Source organism: Kosmotoga arenicorallina S304, assembly GCF_001636545.1.
GTDB lineage: Bacteria > Thermotogota > Thermotogae > Petrotogales > Kosmotogaceae > Kosmotoga_B > Kosmotoga_B arenicorallina.
Map to the genome: position 1 here is coordinate 54367 of NZ_JFHK01000005.1, position 18095 is coordinate 72461.

The window sequence follows — 18095 nt, forward strand, 5'->3', positions numbered from 1 at the left end:
AAAAGGTGATGCCAATGAATTACAAATTCAAAAAATTTCCCGGGAGAATACTCGAAATAGAGATAAAATCCTCTCTTGAAGATGTTATACATGAAAGCGGCGCGGTTATAGCAGAACCAATAGCTGTTGTGGATAAAATGAGTTCTTTCTATTTCCACAACTCAAAAATTGAAAAAGATGAAGAGGGAGTTTTCACAATAAGCTGCAAAAAGGAGAAATGGGCAGAATTCAAAATCAATGAAACCCCTAAGGGATTTAGATTAATCATTGAAATAGAGGATGGGGATGGTGTTTTTGGTCTTGGCGAAGAAGTAGGCCCCTTGAACAAGAAAGGCAAAAGATACGAATTCTACAACACCGATGAACCAGATCATTCGCCTTCGAAAACAAAATTGTATTCAACCTTTCCAATATTCATTATCCTTTCGCCTAAAAAATCTCTGGGAGTTTTCCTTGATTATCCCGGATATAGCAGCATAGATATTTGCCATAAAGAAGAAAATAAAATAATAATAGATATTGCAGGTAGAGCTTTCAGGCTATATCTTCAGGGAGATACTCCAGATGGGATAACCGCTAACTTCGTTGAATTAACAGGCAAACCGGTATTGTTGCCTGTCTGGATGCTTGGGTATCAACAATCAAGATGGTCTTATCTAGATGAAGAAACCGTTCTTTCAATTTCTCGGGAGCTCAGAAACAGATCTATTCCCTGCGATGTGATATACCTTGATATTGATTATATGGAGAACTTCAAAGTTTTTACATGGGATAAAGCGAAATTTCCAGATCCCGGCGTTCTTTTGTCAAAGCTAAGAGAGATGGGATTTAAGGTTATAACTATCGTGGATCCGGGGGTAAAAGTGGAAAAAAATTACGAACTATACGAAGAAGGAAAAAAATCAGGATATTTTTGCATAAATTCATCTGGTGAACCTTTTGAAGCCTATGTCTGGCCGGGTAAATCCCATTTCCCTGACTTTTATAATGCTAAAGTAAGAAAATGGTGGGGTGACAAGGTTTCTGAATTCAAAGCTGCCGGAATTGCCGGAATATGGAATGATATGAATGAACCTTCCATATTCTTCACTCCCGATTTACTTGAAGAAATAAAAGTGACGGTTGAAAATCTTTCCCCCGACCAGGGAATGATAGCCGATTTTACGATAAACCAGATCCCTTCCGAAAAGCGTTATAGAGATCACGGGAAGAATTTTTTTCACAGGGACGATTCAGGAGATGTTATCAGCAACCATCAGATTCACAACATCTATGGGTTCAACATGGCAAAGGCAACCTATGAAGGACTTTCAAACCACTATAAAAATGAAAGACCCGTAATCATAACTCGTTCGGCATATCCGGGAATTCAAAGATATGGAATTCTCTGGACTGGTGATAACACATCACTCTGGGAACACCTATATCAGGAAATACAAATGCTACAGTCATTGGCAATAGCGGGGGTTCACTTTGCAGGTTCTGACGTCGGGGGATTCGGAGGAGATTGTAATGGCGAATTGCTGGTTCGCTGGACTCAATTTGGAGTATTCCAACCTTTTTTCAGGAATCACTCTGCTATTGGCACGAGGAATCAGGAACCCTGGACTTTTGGCGAGAAATACGAAAAGATTATTAAGAAGTTCATAGAACTGCGTTATGCCTTGCTTCCGTATATTTACAGTGCCCTAAAAGAAGCACAGGATACCGGTCAGATGATCGTAACCCCCATGTTTTACAAATGGCCAGAAGATGAAAAAACTTATGAGGCCGATGATGAGTACCTCTTTGGCTCGTCGCTTCTTGTTGCACCTATTTACAAAGCAAATGCAACGGGAAGAACCGTTTATTTACCCGGAATAAGGTGGATGAACTTCTTCAATAGGAAGATTTATGAGCCAGGTTACTATTACATAGATGCTCCCCTTGATAGTCTTCCACTTTTCGTAGCAGAAAATTCTCTGCTTTCCATGACAGAACCCGCCCAGTACGTTGAAAAAGCCATCTGGGAAAAACTTAATATAAGTGGTTTTGTAACCAGTAATGCATCCATTTGCATATACGAAGACGATGGAGCAAGCATGGAATACCTCAATAAAGCTTTTTCAAGGAAGAGAGTCGAGATCTGGAAGACGGGAGATAAAATGCTTGCCCGGATTCACCCAGAGGCCGGAGAACTGTTAACACCCGAAAGGAAGATAAGTTTCGAAATATTCGACGGAAAACACACACATGTTGGTGAATTCATAGACAAGGGCGAAGGTGGGGTTGTTGAGCTGGATAAAGAACTCAAAAGCTGATGTTGAAATATGGCTTCAATTTCAAATTTTCGATACTGAACCCAAAACACAATTTAAGAGGATAACTCCCGTAGAGATTTATGGATTCAAATTTGTACAGGGTTAAGGAAAATTGGAATGGATTGCCATCGAAAAGAAAAGAGAATTTTCCCCCAATACCTTGTTCAAAGAAGTACAGCAGGTTGAGCAAATTGAAATTTCTAACTCCCAGTGAAATCTCGGCGCTTAAATTTGCTCCAAGCGCCAGCTTTTCGTCACTTGATAACTTCCCGAAATCAAAGTTAATCAGTTCAGGATTACCAAAAAGTATAGCCCTTGCCTTTGTGCCTATTGCCAGTTGTGCTGATTCATTCGCCCAATTGACAGATATGCTACCGGAAAGCTCCATTGTATTGATACCGGATTGCACATCTTTTATGGTAATAAAATTCTGGAACGTGCTTTTGCCACCAATAACTTCTGCGTAATCAATATAACCAAAACTAAGCTGGCTTCCAAAGAGCTTTGGAAAAAAAGATAAAGATATTCCTGCCTTTAAATAGAAAGGACCATCTAAGAGGTTTGGGGTGTTAAATCCACAATGAAAATCAGGATATGCTCCCGCAAAAGATAGCCTAAACTCAATATCAAACGGGAAATATTCCTGCGACTTCAAAGCCAATAAAACTTGTGGAGAGCTGTTTAGAGGATTATAGCCTGCTGCCAGCGATAAACGAGTTGTAGAGAGATAGTCTTCGAAGTACATACCGGCTCCCAGAAAATACGGAAAAAGCGTTTCAAATCTGAGATTTTCCAGGGGTTCGTATATTTCTCCTTTGATGCTTTCTTCAGATTCGTCGACCTGTATGGTTCTTCTTTGAAAAAGTACTATTTCTCCTTCAGCTTCTCCTACAACTTCAAAAATCTTAAAGCCTTCTTTCTGAGAAACCACAAGGAGTTTTTCATTATTGCAAACAGGCCACAGAACACTCCTTGGAAAAATTGCCAACAGCAATTGCTTTCCGAATTCCGGTTCAACAGAAAAAATCTGGCTTCCCATTTCATTTTCCGAAGCTACAAGTAAATGCCCGTTTTCCCAGCCACCTATGCTGAAATCAACAGTAGAGAAGTATGAGATCTCAGAATGCTTTAGAAAGTCATAAAAAAGCAAATACTTTTCTCCCTTATAATTTCCTCGAACTGCAAGAAATCTTGCCCCGGGCGATAGAGAGATTTGCGAGATGTTGAAAAATAGGTCAGGGAGGTCAAGAAGCACTTCATGGCTCTTTTTATCAATGAAAATCAGCTTTATCCTTTGATGGCTAAACTCGTTTTCAACCACAACCGCTGTGGTTTCATTTATCAATTGTACCCTCAATATGTGCTCGTATGCTGTTCTCTTCAATCTCCTTCTGGAAATATCTAAGACATGTAGCCTTGTTTGAAGGCCTTCATTATCCCGCTCTAAAAGAACAAGGGCTGCGCTGCTGCCCTTTACGTCAAAATCCACAATCGGATAAGCGGAAGAATACAGCAAGGCGTCTTCCGAATAAAAATTGTATAGGTGGTTGCTTCTGTCAAGACTCACGTAGAAAAGCCTACCATTGTCCACAGAAAGCTTTAATATTTCCTCGCTCTTTGGTGCTTCTAAAATTTCCTCCTGAATATCACCAGAAGCTTTCAGATATTTCTTGCCCATCTTCTGGAAAAACTCTGACTTCAATTCTTCGTATGTTTTGCCATATATTTCTTTGAAGGTAGCACTTATTCCAAAAATCCCTCGAATTCCTGATTTGAACTTCAGGAATTCAACAAGTTTCTCGTGTCCATAGCTTTCGTAAAGGAAATTGATAAAAGCATAGCCGAAATTATAGACAGCTTCATACCCTATCGGTGATTTTCCATCAACAATAGCGCTATCAGAAAACAGAAGGTTGTTGGAAAGTCCATCGAGCAAATATGGCAATCTCCTGTAATCGTAAGAATCAGCATTCATTATTTCACTGCTAAGCTGAGCAAAGCCTTCTGCCATCCATAATGGCTGTAGAGCATTTGGTGTGAGGTAGCGAGAAAGGAAGGGTCTTATAGCTTTGAGGAAGTCGTTAACCATGCTCAGCTGAAAAACATGCCCGAGCTCATGAGAGATAACAGTTTTAAACCAGTAACCATCTACCCTGTAAGGGTAAAAATCACCGAGAGTTATTATCACCGCTTTTCCCGATGAAAAAGCGAAACCATTTGAATAGTCCTCATAACCCCTGAGAATTATAATGAGCTTCTCTTCGGGTTCGTAACCGAAAAATTCAGAGAGTTTTTCAAAGGTTTCCTCAGATATACCCATTACTTCGGTCATAACACTTGCAACCTCGGTATGGTATAAATATATAAAATGTTCCGTTTCGCTTTTCCACCACATAACATTCCTGCCAGAGGTGGCAAGCATGGAAAGGGAGAAGCTAACAAATATCATTACAAATAAAATAGTCGTTTTTTTCATCTTATCACCACATATAGTATAGCCTAATTGCAAACAAATCTAACATTTGATGATAAGGGGGTATTTTATGAACAGAAGAATTACCGCACTTGGTATGTGGCTGGCTCTTGGATTTACTGTTTCGCTCTTTTTTCACCAATTCCCTATAAAAGTAGGCCAAGTTTTGCTTCCATTACACTTTGTTGTGATACTCGCCGGGGCTATTTCTGGACCTTTTGTAGGTAGTATATCCGGTTTGTTGACGCCATTGTTGAGTGCTCTTATTGTTGGAAAACCACCGATTCAACCCCCTATTGCAATATTCATGGCATTTGAACTGCTCACCTATGGGCTCATCACGGGATTTCTAGTCAAACGCTGGAAAAGTATATACCTCTCCATGTTACTGGCCTGGATTGCAGGCCGGCTTGTATATACACTGGAAATTATTGTCGTAGCCCCGATGCTGGGCTTTCAGCTGGGAACAATCTCTGCTCTTTCCATCTCTTATCTTCTGGGATTGCCCGGTGTTGCCATACAGTTATTCCTTATCCCGGTTATTTACAGGAGGCTCGGGAGCTTTAAAAAAGCATGAAGAAATTTCTGCCATATATTGCGGGATTGTTGGCTTCAGTGATTTTTGGATTTTCTTTTCTGTTTACAAAAACTGCGATAGATTTTGTGATGCCTTTTAACTTTCTGGCATACAGGTTCAGCTTTGCTTTCTTGTTTCTGGTTATTTTGAAACAAGCAGGATTTTTGAGGGCAAAAGTATCGGTAAAAAGCCTTAAAGATATTGGTTTTCTCGCATTGGTTCAACCCCTCTTATACTTTTCTTTGGAGATTACTGGAATTAGCCTTACCACATCAATGGAAGCTGGTATCATTATTTCAACGATTCCAATCTTTGTGCTTATGCTTTCGAGAATCTTCCTGAAAGAATTTTTGAATGGAATGCAGCTTTTTTCTATGTTCCTTTCCATGGCTGGTGTGATTCTGATAACTCTTTCAAGAGGGTTTAGTTTTTCCAAAAATTTAGCTGGTGCACTTTTCCTGATAGGTTGCTCATTTAGCGCAGCTATGTACAATATTCTTTCAAGAAAAGCTTCTTTAAAATACTCTGCTGCAGATATAACGTACCATATGATGCTTTTTGGCTTTGTAGGGTTTGGATCTATCGCTTTTTTCGGATCTATGATAAATGGAAGTGTATCTTTTTTCCTCAAGGGATTAATTATCAGGGAAGTATTGATTTCAGCGCTATACCTTGGCATTTTATCCTCGGCAGTAACCTTCTTTTTGTTGAACTTCACCCTCTCCAGAATACCCGCAACACGAGCATCGGTTTTTCCATATATTTCCACCTCTGTAGCCCTCTTCGCTGGATTCATATTCCGAAAAGAAAGGTTAACATCGCTGGGTATAATGGGAACAGTTATGATATTTTTAGGAGTGTGGTGGATTAACGCCTTTTCATCGAAAAATCAGGAGGTGCTCAAATGAATAGAACCATTACTATTTTCCTGTTATTAATAATGCTCCCGGTAATATTACTATCGGTGGATTTTTTTATCAGTTCCACCGAGCAACCATATATATATGGCGATTTCAATGACTGGCAACCGCTGAAAATGGAAAAAGCGGCTGGCAGCTGGTGGTTTGCAGAAGTCGACTTGAAACCGGGAACATATAAATACTACTTTGCCACGGAAGGCGGTAGAAGAATAGTTGATCCTTTCAAAAGTCAGCTCTTAGAAGGCTCTGATACCTTGAATAAAATCGAAGTGAAAGACCCTGCTGACTTTTTTGGGTTATCGGACAAAGATTTTCTTTTCAAAATATGGGACCGGGACTATTTTAATCCTGTAAAACCCGGAGAGTTTTTCATCACCTTTTCAGCTACGGAAGGCATATCTGATTCATTTTACCTTATTCTGAATGGGGAAAAATATGAAATGAACCTTCTCAGAAATTATGATAGGGTTAATTACTTCAGATTACACCTCCAAAATGTCAAAGAGCTGAATTTCTATTTCGGGTTTTCCAGAGGTAACGAAAAGCTCTATTTCGGGGCAAACGGTCTTTCCGATAGTACAGTAACTTCGTTTTCTATACCCCTTGATGATCTTCCCGTGGATTACTTTGACACTCCTGAGTGGTCCAAGGGAGCGATATATTACCAGATATTCCCGGAGAGATTCGCCAATGGAGATCCTAAGAACGACCCGGAAAATTCTCAGGATTGGTATATTGATCCACAAAAAGCAAATTTAGGTTCAAGCGGCTTTTTCGGAGGAGATCTTCAAGGTGTCCTGGACCATCTGGATCATCTCTATGAACTTGAGATAGATGCCCTTTATTTTAACCCTATTTTCGAAAGCCCTTCCAGCCACAAATACGATACCACTGATTACTTAATGATCGACGACAATTTTGGCAATTACGCTCTTTTCAGCAAACTCGTTTCTGAACTGAATTCAATGGGGAAGCGAGTAATACTCGATGGGGTATTCAATCACACCGGTTATCAATTCTGGGCCTTTCAGGATATAAGAGAAAAGGGAAAAGAATCAGCCTATTTTGACTGGTACTTTATTAAAGGAAGCAAGCCCAGGAAATATAAAGGACATGCAATGAACTACATAGCCTGGGGAGGCTATGGGGATATGCCAAAACTAAATGTCCTGAATCCTGAGGTGACAGAATATATCAAGAAAGTCATCGAAAAATATAATAGTGCCGGCATATCCGGCTGGAGGCTTGATGTAGCCGGAGAAGTGAAACCAGAATTCTGGCGATTGCAATTCAGGCCATTTTTGAAAGAATTAAACGAAAACGCCATAATGGTTGGAGAAATTTGGGGCGATGCCAGGGTATATCTCCAGGGAGATCTTTTTGACTCTGTCATGAATTACCAATTCAGAGACGCGGTAATAGAATACGTGGCGAGGATAGGCCATTCAGCAAAAAAGTTTGTCAATATGACGGACTATTACCTGAAAAGGTATCCTCCTCAGGTTCTGGCCTCCTTATGGAACATGCTTGATAGTCATGATACGGAAAGATTCTTAACAACCGTTTACGGCAACGAAAAGCTGTTCAAAATAGCAATTGGGCTTCAAATGACATTCATTGGAAGCCCTGTGATTTATTATGGAGATGAAGTGGGGATGATGGGTGGAAAGGACCCGGATAATAGAAGACCCATGCCATGGAAAAAAGAGTTGTGGAATGAGGACATTTTCAATTATTACAAAAAGCTGATTTCCATAAGAAAAGGGCATCCCGCATTGAAGAACGGTGATTATAGAGTAATCAGCGCTTTTAATTCGTTACTTGTCTATAAAAGAGAACTGGGAGATGACATCTTGCTTATAATAGCAAATCCCGGTGATAAGGCGGAAAAGCTATCTGGAATAACCGGAAAGTATAAAGAGCTTTTAACAGGAGAGACTCTGGATATCGAAGAACTTTATGTTCCCTCTGAAAGTTTTTTTATCCTCGAACCTGCTAAAGCTGAATAACGGAAACATAAATCCCAAAATAAAAAGCACCCGTCAAACGGGTGCTTTTTCAAAGGCCGATTTATGTATTATTCAATTGGGGTTACGTTTACAGCCTGAGGACCTTTGGGACCATCTTCGATTTCGAATTCTACCTGCTGGCCCTCATTGAGCGTTTTAAAGCCATCAACATTGATCGCGGTGTAGTGGACAAAAACGTCTCCGCCCTCTTCCTTGGTGATGAAACCGTAGCCTTTGCTGTTGTTGAACCATTTTACAGTACCTTTCACAATTTTTTCCTCCTTGTTGCTTCCTGCTAAGCAGGTTATTATACCCTTCACGGGACAACCAAGTATAGCAGAATTAAGAAACTAAGTCAAGAAGCATCATATGCATCCAACGCCTTAAGTTGAAATGATATAATTAAGTCGCAAAACCGAAGGGGGAGAAATTGATGGCAAAGGTCTATTTTACTGACTTAACAACAAAACCCGGCATAAATCTTTTGAAAAAACTCGAAGTATTGCTTGAAAAAGTGGAGATCGAAAAGATAATCAAAAAAGGGGATTTCACGGCAATTAAAATCCACTTTGGCGAATATGGGAATCTGGCATTCATCAGGCCTAATTTCGTACGGGTTGTTGTGGAAAAACTCAAAACAATTGATGCGAAAGCCTTTGTTACAGATGCAAATACCCTTTATCGGGGTAGCCGTTCAAATGCCATTGACCATCTGTGGACAGCCACCGCAAATGGATTTACTTCAGAAGTTGTAGGGGCCCCCATAATCATTGCGGACGGACTCAGAGGTAGTGATGAAGTGGAAGTTGAGGTAAATGGTAACTACGTTAAAAGGGCAAAGGTTTCCTCCGCAATCGCGATGGCTGACTCCATAGTCGTGATGACACATTTTAAAGGCCATGAACAAACGGGCTTTGGAGGCACCTTAAAGAACGTGGGTATGGGAGCCGCTTCACGTTCTGGGAAACTCGAACAGCATTCTACATCAAAACCCTATGTTAATGTTGAGAACTGCACCGGATGCAGCTTTTGCGCAAAGAACTGCCCGGTTGAAGCTATTGAAATTGTCAGAAAAATAGCAGTTATAGATTACGATAAGTGCATTGGATGCGGTCAGTGTATAGCTATGTGCAATTTTGGCGCAATGTTTCCCCGATGGGACGAATCAAACGACATTCTCAGCAGAAAAATGGCAGAATACGCAAAAGCTGTTTTAAAGGAAAAGCCAGCTTTGTTTATTTCTTTTATCACGCAGGTATCGCCTGACTGTGACTGCTGGTCAATTAACAGACCACCCATAGTGCCTGATATCGGTATAGCAGTTAGTACAGACCCTGTTGCTCTGGACCAGGCTTGTATGGACCTCGTGTTGGAGAAAACAGGCGGACATGACCCCTTTCTTGAAATTCACCCTGATGTAAGCTGGAAAGAGCAGCTTGAATACGCTGAGAGCCTCGGACTCGGAAAGAGAAAATACGACCTCGTAAAAGTAATGACCGGTCTATAAACTTGATTTAGGAGGAAAGCATGCCAAATCTTTACTTTTATCCCGGAGCACAAAATCCTGAACTGTATGAACTGCAAAATTCAATGATAGACCCGGATCAAAAAGTGGAACGCTTAATAAGGGAATACACTTCATTAGAAGGAAAAGTACTCGTGGATATCGGAGCTGGTTCTGGATTTCACGCTCATAGGTTTGCAAACAGCTGCAAAGAGGTTTATGCCGTTGAACCCCTTCCGGGTATGCTAAAACAGCTCTATGAGCGTCAGTGCAAAGATTTCAAATCAAATCTTAGTGTTGTAAAGGGATTCGCCGAAGACATTCCCCTTAAGGACAATATCGCGGATATAGCCTTTGCAAGACTGGCTTATTTTTTCGGCCCTTCTATGAAATACACAGAAAGTTGCGAGGAAGGCATCAAAGAAGTGAAAAGGATATTGAAATCAGGTGGCCTTTTTTTCAATGTCCAGAATAATTATTCCGAAGGGATGTTCGCCGAATTTTTAAGAATTTCCTATGGAAGAAGTTTAGACAATATTCAAAAAGATGTTGAAGATTTCTTTGAACAACAGGGCTTTGAACACAAAATCGTGAAAACCATCTGGCGGGGAAAAAGCCGGGAAGAGATAAAAAGGGCCTTGCTTCTCGAATTTCCTTATGAAGCCATAGACTCAATAATGCGAAGCTTTGAAGGCACCGAGTTCAGTTATTGCTTTAGTGTTTTTGTTTTGAAAAAAGAGGAGCAGTAAATGGCTTCTTTGGAACGTTTTCTCTTCAAAATAGGATTGTTGCTAATTCTTGTTTCGATTATCCTATACGCCTTTAAGAAATTCGGGCTTCAATTAGGAAGGTTACCAGGTGATTTTAGGTTCTCGAAAGACGGATTCGAATTCTGGTTTCCTTTAACGAGCTCTTTACTTATAAGCGGGGTCATAACGGGTATTTTCTGGCTTTTCAACCTTCTCGGAAAATTTTTCAAGTGAACAAATCCCTTATCTTCTTTTTTTCCAGTTCAGGTATCTTGAATACGTCTTTGTAATCTTCTAAGAATTCCAGGATGCTTTCAGGCGTAGTAATGTCATAATCTTTCCATAATACAGAGATTACCTTTGAGGGAAGCCTTGTTTCCAAAGATAGCTTGAGAATGGAGTCAGGAAACAGGGATTTCACTTCTTCGAGCTTTGATATTTTTCCTTGTTTTAGATATTCCAATGATTTGCCAACAACAGCGGATCCTATCCCTTTTAGTTCTGATAGATTTCTAATGTCTTCTTCATCGAGCCTTTCCTTGGGGTGATTTCTTATAATTCGCGCAGCAAAACGATAAGTCCTTATCTTGAAAGGATTTTCACGCATGATTTCAAGAAGCCTTGCAAGCACTTCAAATTGACGTGCCAGATCAAGTTTTAAAAGAGTATTTTTCTCGTTTCTTTCCATCATTCTCCCTTCTCTGATATTATACTATCGGGGGTAGTAAAATGCTAATTAGGGCTTTTTTGGGTATCTTCTCTGGCTATTTTATCGGCAGTATTTTACCCGCTTATTTTTTGACGCTCTTTTTGACCGGTCAGGATATAAGAGAAAGGGGAACAGGACACGCCGGTACCACGAACGTGTTAAGAGAAGTTGGGCTGATACCCGGAATGCTGACCGCAATTATAGATGTTCTTAAAGGTATTGCTGCTCTCTTATTCGCGAGAAGTATTCTTGGATTGCCTGAAACAATAGCCTTTGTCAGTGGATTTGCCGCAGTGCTGGGACATGTCTTCCCCTTTTATCTTCACTTCCGTGGAGGGCGAGGAGCGGCGACAACAACCGGTTTACTTCTCTATTTTCTCTTCAGGCTCATTCCTGATTACGAGCTGTTTCCTTTACTTTCTGATCTGGGCTTTCTTCTTGCACTGATTGGCTCTGTAATCCTGATCGCCAGAGAGGAAAATATGCTCGCAATTGTGATAATACCTGCATTCAGTTTCATCATGCTCTTTCGCTTTTTTACAGAAATTGAATCTTTCTATATATTGACTTGCAATATATATATTTTCGTTATCAGTACCCTAAACATCAGGAAGTACAACCTTTTAAAGCTTGAAAATGAAAATTTCAGGTTGTGGAGAGTGCTCATAAGACCCTTTGCCTTCTCTTTCCCGGCGCTCAGTTTCTTCATACCAGTTGAAAGGCTCATACTGCTGATAGGCGTTACCCTCGCTTTATTTGCTTTTCTTGATATTTCAAGGCTTCTCTTGCCAGGAGCCCAAAAGGTCCTCAATGGGCTTTTTCCACAGATGTACAAGCGTTCAGAAAAAGAAAGAATTTCAAGCATTACAGGATTTCTGCTCGGGGTTTTCATAGCTTTCCTGCTTTTTGATCAAAAAACAGCCGTTGCCGTTGTTAGTTTCTCCATTTTTGGTGATATGAGCGCAAAAATCGCCGGTAAATTATTTGGAAGAAGGAAAATATTCGGCAAAACCCTTGAAGGAAGCCTGGCATTTTTAACGGCAACTTTTGTGCTTTCGTATGTGCTTTCTTTGTATGCATTTGTCCCTTTCTGGCTATCACTCACGGGCGGTGTTGTTGCCACGATAGTTGAGCTGCTACCCTTACACATTGATGATAACGTCTCTGTCCCATTGCTATCTGGCCTCGTTATGTACCTTTTTAGCTGATATAATATTAATACCATTTTTCTGGGGGGATTGTTTTGAAAGCGATGATTCTTGCAGCGGGCAGGGGAACAAGGGTAAAGCCTATCACCAACCATATTCCCAAACCATTGATACCGATAATCGACAAACCTGTTGTAGAGTTTCTGGTTGAACTGCTGGTAAAGCATGGCATCAAAGAGGTGATGCTCAACATATCTCACCTCGGCTGGAAGATTCAAGAATTTCTTGGTGATGGATACAAATATGGGGTTCACATTGGCTATTCCTTTGAGGGGCATTTTGATGCCTCAGGCAATCTCATAACAGAACCCATAGGCTCCGCTGGGGGTATGAAGCGGATACAACAGAGATATGGATTTTTTGACGAAACCTTTATAGTGCTCTGCGGTGATGCTATTGTGGATCTCGACATAACAAAGGCCCTTGATTTTCACCGTTCACATAACGCAATGGCTACAATTATTACCAAAGAAGTATCCTCAGAAATGGTATCAAATTACGGTATAGTCGTAACAGACGACGAAGGTCGCATCAAGAGTTTTCAAGAAAAGCCTTCAGCTAAAGAAGCGCTTTCAAGAATTGCAAATACCGGCATATACATTTTCGAGCCTGAAGTGCTCGAAAATGTACCCGATAACACCTTTTACGATATAGGGAGCCAGCTTTTCCCTGCCCTTGTAAAAGCAGGGGCTCCGATTTATGCGGTCAATATGGATTTTCAGTGGCTTGATATCGGCAGAACGTCAGATTATTTAAAAATCCTTGAGAAGGCTCTTAAAGGGGAAATCAACGAATTTGAAATCCACGGGAAAAGGCTTTCGGAAGGATTATGGATTGGTGCAGGCACTAAAATAAATCCTGAAGCAAAACTCGTTCCCCCCGTATGGATTGGGCCCGCCGCTGTTATAGAGGAAGGTGTTGAAATTATTGGCCCGGCTATGATCGGTGCAAATGCTTTTATTTCAAAGGGCACAGCAATAAAGAATAGTTATATAATGGACTATGTGAAACTGCTACCGGGGATTACCTTTGAAAAGGTGCTAATAAGCCCGGAGTATTTCGTGAAGCTCAACGGCGAAAGTGGAAGGATATCCGGTAGTTTTTACGGTGATTTTGTAAAGGATGTGAGGAGTGAACCATGAGTGATTTTGCAGTCAGGTTCGCTACAGAGACAGAACTAGCATTTTGCTCCGGTATCGATGGCGAACTTCCAGAGGAGTTGCTGAAAGAGAAAATGCGAAAGAACGAGTTGATAATATCGACGCAAGACAATCAGCCTGTGGGTTATCTAAGGCTTGAATACCTGTGGCATAAAGTTCCTTTTATCGGTCTGATATACGTGCTCCGCGAATATAGAGGGCAAGGTTGCGGCAGGGAAATGCTCCGCTTTCTGGAAAGATATTTGAGAATGAAGGGGTATTCTTTTCTTTTGAGCTCATCACAGGCCAATGAACCCGAACCCCAGCATTGGCACAGAAGTTCCGGTTTCTATGAATGTGGCATGATCTCTGCCTTAAACAGGGGAAGAGTTGGCGAAATATTTTTCAGAAAAGACTTAGATGATTGAAAGGGTGAGGCATATATGACAGGTTTTCTTGCAATTATTGGGGCTCTATTTTTACTCTATCTGGCTATCAGGCATTTCCCGGCTCTTGTAGCAGTTGGTGCCGGCCTTGGGGTTGTGATCATCGTTATTTTCGTGATAGTGGGCATCGCCATAGTATTTTTGCCCCTATTGCTGATTTTGGGGCTTGTATTGTTGGTAGCAAGGCTTCTGACACGTTGATTGCAAGGCAAAGGAGGGAGCATCAATATGAAAAATTCCGTTATCCTTCTTGTAAGCAGGAACAGGATCTTTGGAGTATATCTCAAAAGGCTCATTGAAAGTTGGGGAAGCCCGGCTGTTTTCACCGTGTCAGAAGCCGGAGAAATTGCAGAAAAGATAAGGCAGTATACACCTGACCTTGCGGTGATAGACATTCAGAACGAAGAAGACAAAGATCTTTTAGAGCTGGAGGTCTTGCTTAAAGAAAACCACAATATCCACTCAGTATTGCTAATCCCGGATGAGCTAATAGATATATTGATAGAAGATTCCGATGAAATGCCCTTTGGATTCGTTCCCAAACCCTTTGAGGAGAACATTTTAAAAATAAGTATTCTGGCTGCGCTCAGAATTTCAAAAGCTCAAAGAGAGCTTCAGGCAGATGAAGAGTTTCTCTCGACAGTTCTTGAATGCATGAAGGAGGCGGTTATTGCCATTGACGACGCCGAGAATATTGTCATGGCAAATCCCCGGGCTGAAGAATTGCTTTCAAAGAAAATATCTGAATTCATCGGAAAAAATTTCAGAGATGTTTTCGTTTTCAGGGATTTTGAAGAAAAAGAAGGGGTAGAACTCATTACGCGCGAAATTCCCTTTGAAGGATACCTTGTTGCCAATAAGAATATACCTGTATCCGTTAATTATTCGCAGGTTAGAGGAAAAAACTTCCACGGCTGGCTCATAACCATGAATGACATATCTGAAAGATTTCAGTCCAGAAAAAAGCTTGAAGAGAGTTACAAGCACCTTGAAAAGACCTTAATGGGGACAGTAAGGACAATAAGCAAAATAGCAGAAAGCAGAGACAGCTACACGGCAGAGCATCAACAAAATGTAGCTGTAATATCTGCAGAAATCGCGAAAAGGCTGGGCTTTTCAGAAGACAGAACTAAATGGCTTTACATAGCAGCGCTTTTGCACGATGTCGGGAAGGTTTCAGTGCCTTCCGAGATTCTCTCAAAGCCTGCAAAATTGAATCAGTTTGAAATGGAGCTTGTGAAGCTGCACGCTGAAAATGGATATCAAATATTGAAAGATATTCCCTTCCCACTGGAAATCGCCGAAATCGTCAGGCAACATCATGAGCGCCTGGATGGCTCCGGTTACCCGATAGGCCTGAAAGGCGATGAAATACTGCTTGAGGCACGTATATTGGCTGTTGCAGATGTGTTAGATGCCATAACCAATCACAGGCCTTATAGACCTGCTCTCGGGCTCAATGTAGCCCTTGACGAACTGGAAAAAAATAAAGGTAAGCTCTATGATGCCCGAGTTGTTGATGCATGCGTAAAAGCTCTGGAAGAAGGCAATCTGGTGATTGGTTCATTAAAAGAAAATGATGAGCCTTACTAAAGCTGGCAAATTTTGGTGATTTCTTCGGCAATTCTATGTGAAGGGAGAATCACATTCGCACCACCGAGTTCTATGGCTTTCTGAGGCATTCCGAAAACCACAGCAGTTTCTTCTGATTCCGCTATTGTATAGCCGCCCGCCTTTTTGATACGTGCCATGGCATTTGCTCCATCATCTCCCATGCCAGTCATAAGAACTCCTATTGTCTTTTCGCCGAAAACTTCAAGAACCGCATCCATCATCACGTCAACTGAAGGCATGAACATGTGTTTTGGAACTTTCGAAAGGTGGATAGCGTACTCGGTGTCATTTAGTTTTTTCAGTTTCAAATGGTAGCCGCCTTTGCCAACATATACCATACCTGGCTTTACCGGTATTCCCTCTTCCGCTTCAACAACTTTGAGTTTGCAATTTTTATCAAGCCTTTCCGCATAACCCCTTGTAAAAGAAGGAGGCATGTGCTGAACCAGAAAAACGGCGGCGTTTATGTTTTCCGGCAACAAGGGGAGGACATCATAAATGCTTTTTGGACCTCCTGTCGATATACCAATTGCAACAGCGTAAAACTCCCCAGGAAACGCCTTTTCTCCTGATGAAGATTTAACCTCCGTTTTTTTCTTTTTCAGAAGCTTCAAAAGAGGTGTGCTTTTTGAATAATGTGCCGCAGATTTTACTTTGGAAATGAGTTCTTCCCTTATATCCATGATTGAAATGGTGCTTTTCTCAGGCTTAGGGACATAGTCGAAGGCACCGATTTCCAGAGCTTCTAAAGCCTCCTGTGAATTTTCCTGAGTTACAATCGAAACCATTATGACCGGAGCAATTGCATTCTCAACAATTTCTTTAAGAGCTTCAAATCCATCTTTTTCTGGCATGATAACATCCATAGTAACCACATCGGGATAAAGTTCTTTAGCCATTTCAACGGCTTCAAAACCATTTCTCGCTAACCCTATTACTTCAATATCCGGGTCGGATTCAAGCAGTGTTTTCAAAAGCCTGCGGGTGAGGGGGGGAATCGTCAGCTATCAGCACTCTAATTTTTTCCATCAGAATTCTCCTTTTTATATTTTCTTATGCTCGCACTTACTTTTTTGGCCTCATCAGCCATAAGGAGTTTTTCTGGTTTTAAAAGGAAGACAGCCCTGTTTTCGATTCTTGCCGTGGCTTCGATAAAACGGGCGATTTCAGTTTCTTCGAAGCTCGCCGAAAGCGGTACAATTTCCTCCTTTGACAATGAATATATACCCAGAAGCTTGCTGGTTAGCAATCCAAGCATTTTGCTTTTCCCGTATTCAATTATAACAAGCCTGGTTAATTCTTCATGTACATCAAGAGAAAATAACCTGCCCGTGTTTATAACAGGTACTATATTTCCGAGCCTTTCAACGACACCAGCCAAAAAAGCTGGCGAGCGGGGGATTTTGGCAATATCCTTTTTGTTTTTCAACTCCAGGATATATTTCACATTCAGTCCAAAAATCCATTCGTTGATACCAAAAAACAGATATTTTTCTTTTATAGCTTCGTTATGATTTTCCACAGCTACTTCACTCGCTTTCTCTACTTCAGAAGCAAAATTCACTATCTCTTTATCCAGAAGGGCATCAGGTGAAAGTATCAGAGTCAATGTGCCATCAGGGGAGCTGTAGGTTCCTGAAACTTCGGTATGATTTTTACGCCTGACATACGCAGGAGCCGGTTTAATGCTTTCTTCTGACAACCTGACAATTCCAACCGCTTCTTCCACCTGAAAAGCGACAGTGTTTTCTTTGCTTCTTGTAACGAGCATTTTCTTTATGCCTTGCCGCTTCATGCCGAGAACCCCTGCTGTATCCACAACGGGGATAACCGATTTCCGCCACTTGACAATCCCGGAGATGCCTGGTGGCGGATTGGGAACTTCCCTGGGCTCCAAAGCCCCCGTTACCTCGATTACCGCTTCCAGCGGGAACGCAAACTCCTTCCCGGCAATATTGAACGCAAGGTATCCTCTCTCTTTTTGTTTGGCTCTGGGTGATGTGGGTGTTTTCCTTGAAAGCGCGCTTTGCTTTAACCCCTCTTCCTTTTTGGCTTTGACAAGCTTTTTTGCATCGAGCAACCTTATTTCTCTATCATTCTCTATGTATATCCCCCTGATCAGCTCTTCTGAGGTTTCCTTGAAATTCTCTTCACTCATAGCCACTATTCCTTCCCTGCTTGTAACAAGAAAACCAACATATTCTCCTAAATTGCACACAACAAGCTCTTTTGAAGGAACTGCCGGGGCTCTGTTAAAGAGCTTTTGATGCAGATCAATTACAGGTATGAATCGACCTCTGAAATTTGCCACGCCTGCTATGTATTCCGGCGTGAGGGGGACTTTGAAAAGTTCAGGGACTTTCAATACCTCTTCCACTCTATTCAATTCAACGGCAAACAGGTTTTCACCAATAGAAAAAAGAAACAATTTCTCAGTCATAATACCA

Annotated in this window: 17 protein-coding genes; 12 read left to right on the forward strand and 5 right to left on the reverse strand. The window is 41.2% G+C overall.

The window, feature by feature from the left end:
• Nucleotides 1-14 precede the first annotated feature (14 nt).
• Nucleotides 15-2300, forward strand: a complete 2286-nt coding sequence (locus tag AT15_RS04385; protein WP_068346751.1) for a glycoside hydrolase family 31 protein — start codon at nt 15-17, stop codon at nt 2298-2300.
• Here the strand turns inward: AT15_RS04385 and AT15_RS04390 are convergent.
• Complete coding sequence (locus tag AT15_RS04390; protein WP_068346752.1) at nt 2290-4776, reverse strand: hypothetical protein; 2487 nt, start codon at nt 4774-4776, stop codon at nt 2290-2292. The two genes, AT15_RS04385 and AT15_RS04390, sit on opposite strands and share 11 nt — an antisense overlap.
• Before the next feature lie 67 nt (nt 4777-4843).
• Between AT15_RS04390 and AT15_RS04395 the strand changes: the two genes are divergently transcribed.
• Genes AT15_RS04395 through AT15_RS04405 form a run of 3 tightly spaced genes read left to right on the forward strand, consistent with a single transcriptional unit; the run spans nt 4844 to nt 8279 of the window.
• Nucleotides 4844-5350: an ECF transporter S component gene (locus AT15_RS04395; protein WP_068346754.1), complete on the forward strand. Its 507-nt coding sequence runs from the start codon at nt 4844-4846 to the stop codon at nt 5348-5350.
• Entirely contained in the window at nt 5347-6258 is a 912-nt protein-coding gene (locus AT15_RS04400) for a DMT family transporter (protein WP_068346756.1), read from the forward strand. Before AT15_RS04395 ends, AT15_RS04400 begins: the two co-directional genes overlap by 4 nt.
• Entirely contained in the window at nt 6255-8279 is a 2025-nt protein-coding gene (locus AT15_RS04405) for an alpha-amylase family glycosyl hydrolase (RefSeq protein WP_068346758.1), read from the forward strand. Before AT15_RS04400 ends, AT15_RS04405 begins: the two co-directional genes overlap by 4 nt.
• 68 nt (nt 8280-8347) lie before the next feature.
• On the opposite strand, the gene AT15_RS04410 is transcribed toward AT15_RS04405, so the two are convergent.
• Complete coding sequence (locus AT15_RS04410; RefSeq protein ID WP_068346760.1) at nt 8348-8548, reverse strand: cold-shock protein; 201 nt, start codon at nt 8546-8548, stop codon at nt 8348-8350.
• 164 nt (nt 8549-8712) lie between these two features.
• On the opposite strand from AT15_RS04410, the gene AT15_RS04415 reads away from it, so the two are divergent.
• The 3 genes from AT15_RS04415 to AT15_RS04425 are packed head-to-tail and all read left to right on the forward strand — an operon-like array spanning nt 8713 to nt 10766.
• Nucleotides 8713-9786, forward strand: coding sequence for a DUF362 domain-containing protein (locus tag AT15_RS04415; protein ID WP_068346762.1), 1074 nt, complete (start codon nt 8713-8715; stop codon nt 9784-9786).
• A gap of 20 nt (nt 9787-9806) precedes the next feature.
• Nucleotides 9807-10532 (forward strand): class I SAM-dependent methyltransferase, encoded by a 726-nt coding sequence (locus AT15_RS04420; protein ID WP_068346763.1) that lies wholly within the window; start codon nt 9807-9809, stop codon nt 10530-10532.
• Nucleotides 10533-10766 (forward strand): DUF2905 domain-containing protein, encoded by a 234-nt coding sequence (locus AT15_RS04425; RefSeq protein ID WP_068346765.1) that lies wholly within the window; start codon nt 10533-10535, stop codon nt 10764-10766. It begins immediately after the preceding gene.
• On the opposite strand, the gene AT15_RS04430 is transcribed toward AT15_RS04425, so the two are convergent.
• Nucleotides 10759-11220, reverse strand: coding sequence for a hypothetical protein (locus AT15_RS04430; protein ID WP_068346768.1), 462 nt, complete (start codon nt 11218-11220; stop codon nt 10759-10761). The genes AT15_RS04425 and AT15_RS04430 overlap by 8 nt on opposite strands.
• 41 nt (nt 11221-11261) lie before the next feature.
• Between AT15_RS04430 and AT15_RS04435 the strand changes: the two genes are divergently transcribed.
• The 5 genes from AT15_RS04435 to AT15_RS04455 are packed head-to-tail and all read left to right on the forward strand — an operon-like array spanning nt 11262 to nt 15627.
• Complete coding sequence (locus AT15_RS04435; protein ID WP_068346770.1) at nt 11262-12449, forward strand: glycerol-3-phosphate acyltransferase; 1188 nt, start codon at nt 11262-11264, stop codon at nt 12447-12449.
• A gap of 44 nt (nt 12450-12493) precedes the next feature.
• On the forward strand, nt 12494-13591 hold the full coding sequence (locus AT15_RS04440; protein WP_235598511.1) for a sugar phosphate nucleotidyltransferase: 1098 nt from the start codon (nt 12494-12496) through the stop codon (nt 13589-13591).
• Complete coding sequence (locus AT15_RS04445; protein WP_068346774.1) at nt 13588-14016, forward strand: GNAT family N-acetyltransferase; 429 nt, start codon at nt 13588-13590, stop codon at nt 14014-14016. The genes AT15_RS04440 and AT15_RS04445 overlap by 4 nt, the downstream gene beginning before the upstream one ends.
• Nucleotides 14017-14031: 15 nt before the next feature.
• The gene (locus AT15_RS04450; protein ID WP_068346775.1) at nt 14032-14235 is read left to right on the forward strand and encodes a hypothetical protein; all 204 of its coding nucleotides are present in this window, start codon (nt 14032-14034) and stop codon (nt 14233-14235) included.
• 27 nt (nt 14236-14262) lie between these two features.
• A complete protein-coding gene (locus AT15_RS04455; RefSeq protein WP_068346777.1) occupies nt 14263-15627 on the forward strand; it encodes an HD domain-containing phosphohydrolase in 1365 nt (454 codons plus the stop codon).
• Here AT15_RS04455 and cheB read toward each other — a convergent pair.
• Nucleotides 15624-16622, reverse strand: a complete 999-nt coding sequence (gene cheB / locus AT15_RS04460; RefSeq protein WP_201029936.1) for a chemotaxis-specific protein-glutamate methyltransferase CheB — start codon at nt 16620-16622, stop codon at nt 15624-15626. The two genes, AT15_RS04455 and cheB, sit on opposite strands and share 4 nt — an antisense overlap.
• Nucleotides 16623-16663: 41 nt before the next feature.
• On the reverse strand, nt 16664-18088 hold the full coding sequence (locus AT15_RS04465) for a chemotaxis protein CheW (protein WP_068346779.1): 1425 nt from the start codon (nt 18086-18088) through the stop codon (nt 16664-16666).
• Nucleotides 18089-18095: the final 7 nt, after the last annotated feature.

What these genes read in the sequence shown, in the direction of transcription:
- AT15_RS04385 (WP_068346751.1), top strand. Translation starts at nt 15, where the DNA reads ATGAATTACAAATTCAAAAAATTTCCCGGGAGAATACTCGAAATAGAG.
- AT15_RS04390 (WP_068346752.1), bottom strand. Translation starts at nt 4,776, where the DNA reads ATGAAAAAAACGACTATTTTATTTGTAATGATATTTGTTAGCTTCTCC.
- AT15_RS04395 (WP_068346754.1), top strand. Translation starts at nt 4,844, where the DNA reads ATGAACAGAAGAATTACCGCACTTGGTATGTGGCTGGCTCTTGGATTT.
- AT15_RS04400 (WP_068346756.1), top strand. Translation starts at nt 5,347, where the DNA reads ATGAAGAAATTTCTGCCATATATTGCGGGATTGTTGGCTTCAGTGATT.
- AT15_RS04405 (WP_068346758.1), top strand. Translation starts at nt 6,255, where the DNA reads ATGAATAGAACCATTACTATTTTCCTGTTATTAATAATGCTCCCGGTA.
- AT15_RS04415 (WP_068346762.1), top strand. Translation starts at nt 8,713, where the DNA reads ATGGCAAAGGTCTATTTTACTGACTTAACAACAAAACCCGGCATAAAT.
- AT15_RS04420 (WP_068346763.1), top strand. Translation starts at nt 9,807, where the DNA reads ATGCCAAATCTTTACTTTTATCCCGGAGCACAAAATCCTGAACTGTAT.
- AT15_RS04425 (WP_068346765.1), top strand. Translation starts at nt 10,533, where the DNA reads ATGGCTTCTTTGGAACGTTTTCTCTTCAAAATAGGATTGTTGCTAATT.
- AT15_RS04430 (WP_068346768.1), bottom strand. Translation starts at nt 11,220, where the DNA reads ATGGAAAGAAACGAGAAAAATACTCTTTTAAAACTTGATCTGGCACGT.
- AT15_RS04435 (WP_068346770.1), top strand. Translation starts at nt 11,262, where the DNA reads ATGCTAATTAGGGCTTTTTTGGGTATCTTCTCTGGCTATTTTATCGGC.
- AT15_RS04440 (WP_235598511.1), top strand. Translation starts at nt 12,494, where the DNA reads ATGATTCTTGCAGCGGGCAGGGGAACAAGGGTAAAGCCTATCACCAAC.
- AT15_RS04445 (WP_068346774.1), top strand. Translation starts at nt 13,588, where the DNA reads ATGAGTGATTTTGCAGTCAGGTTCGCTACAGAGACAGAACTAGCATTT.
- AT15_RS04450 (WP_068346775.1), top strand. Translation starts at nt 14,032, where the DNA reads ATGACAGGTTTTCTTGCAATTATTGGGGCTCTATTTTTACTCTATCTG.
- AT15_RS04455 (WP_068346777.1), top strand. Translation starts at nt 14,263, where the DNA reads ATGAAAAATTCCGTTATCCTTCTTGTAAGCAGGAACAGGATCTTTGGA.
- AT15_RS04465 (WP_068346779.1), bottom strand. Translation starts at nt 18,088, where the DNA reads ATGACTGAGAAATTGTTTCTTTTTTCTATTGGTGAAAACCTGTTTGCC.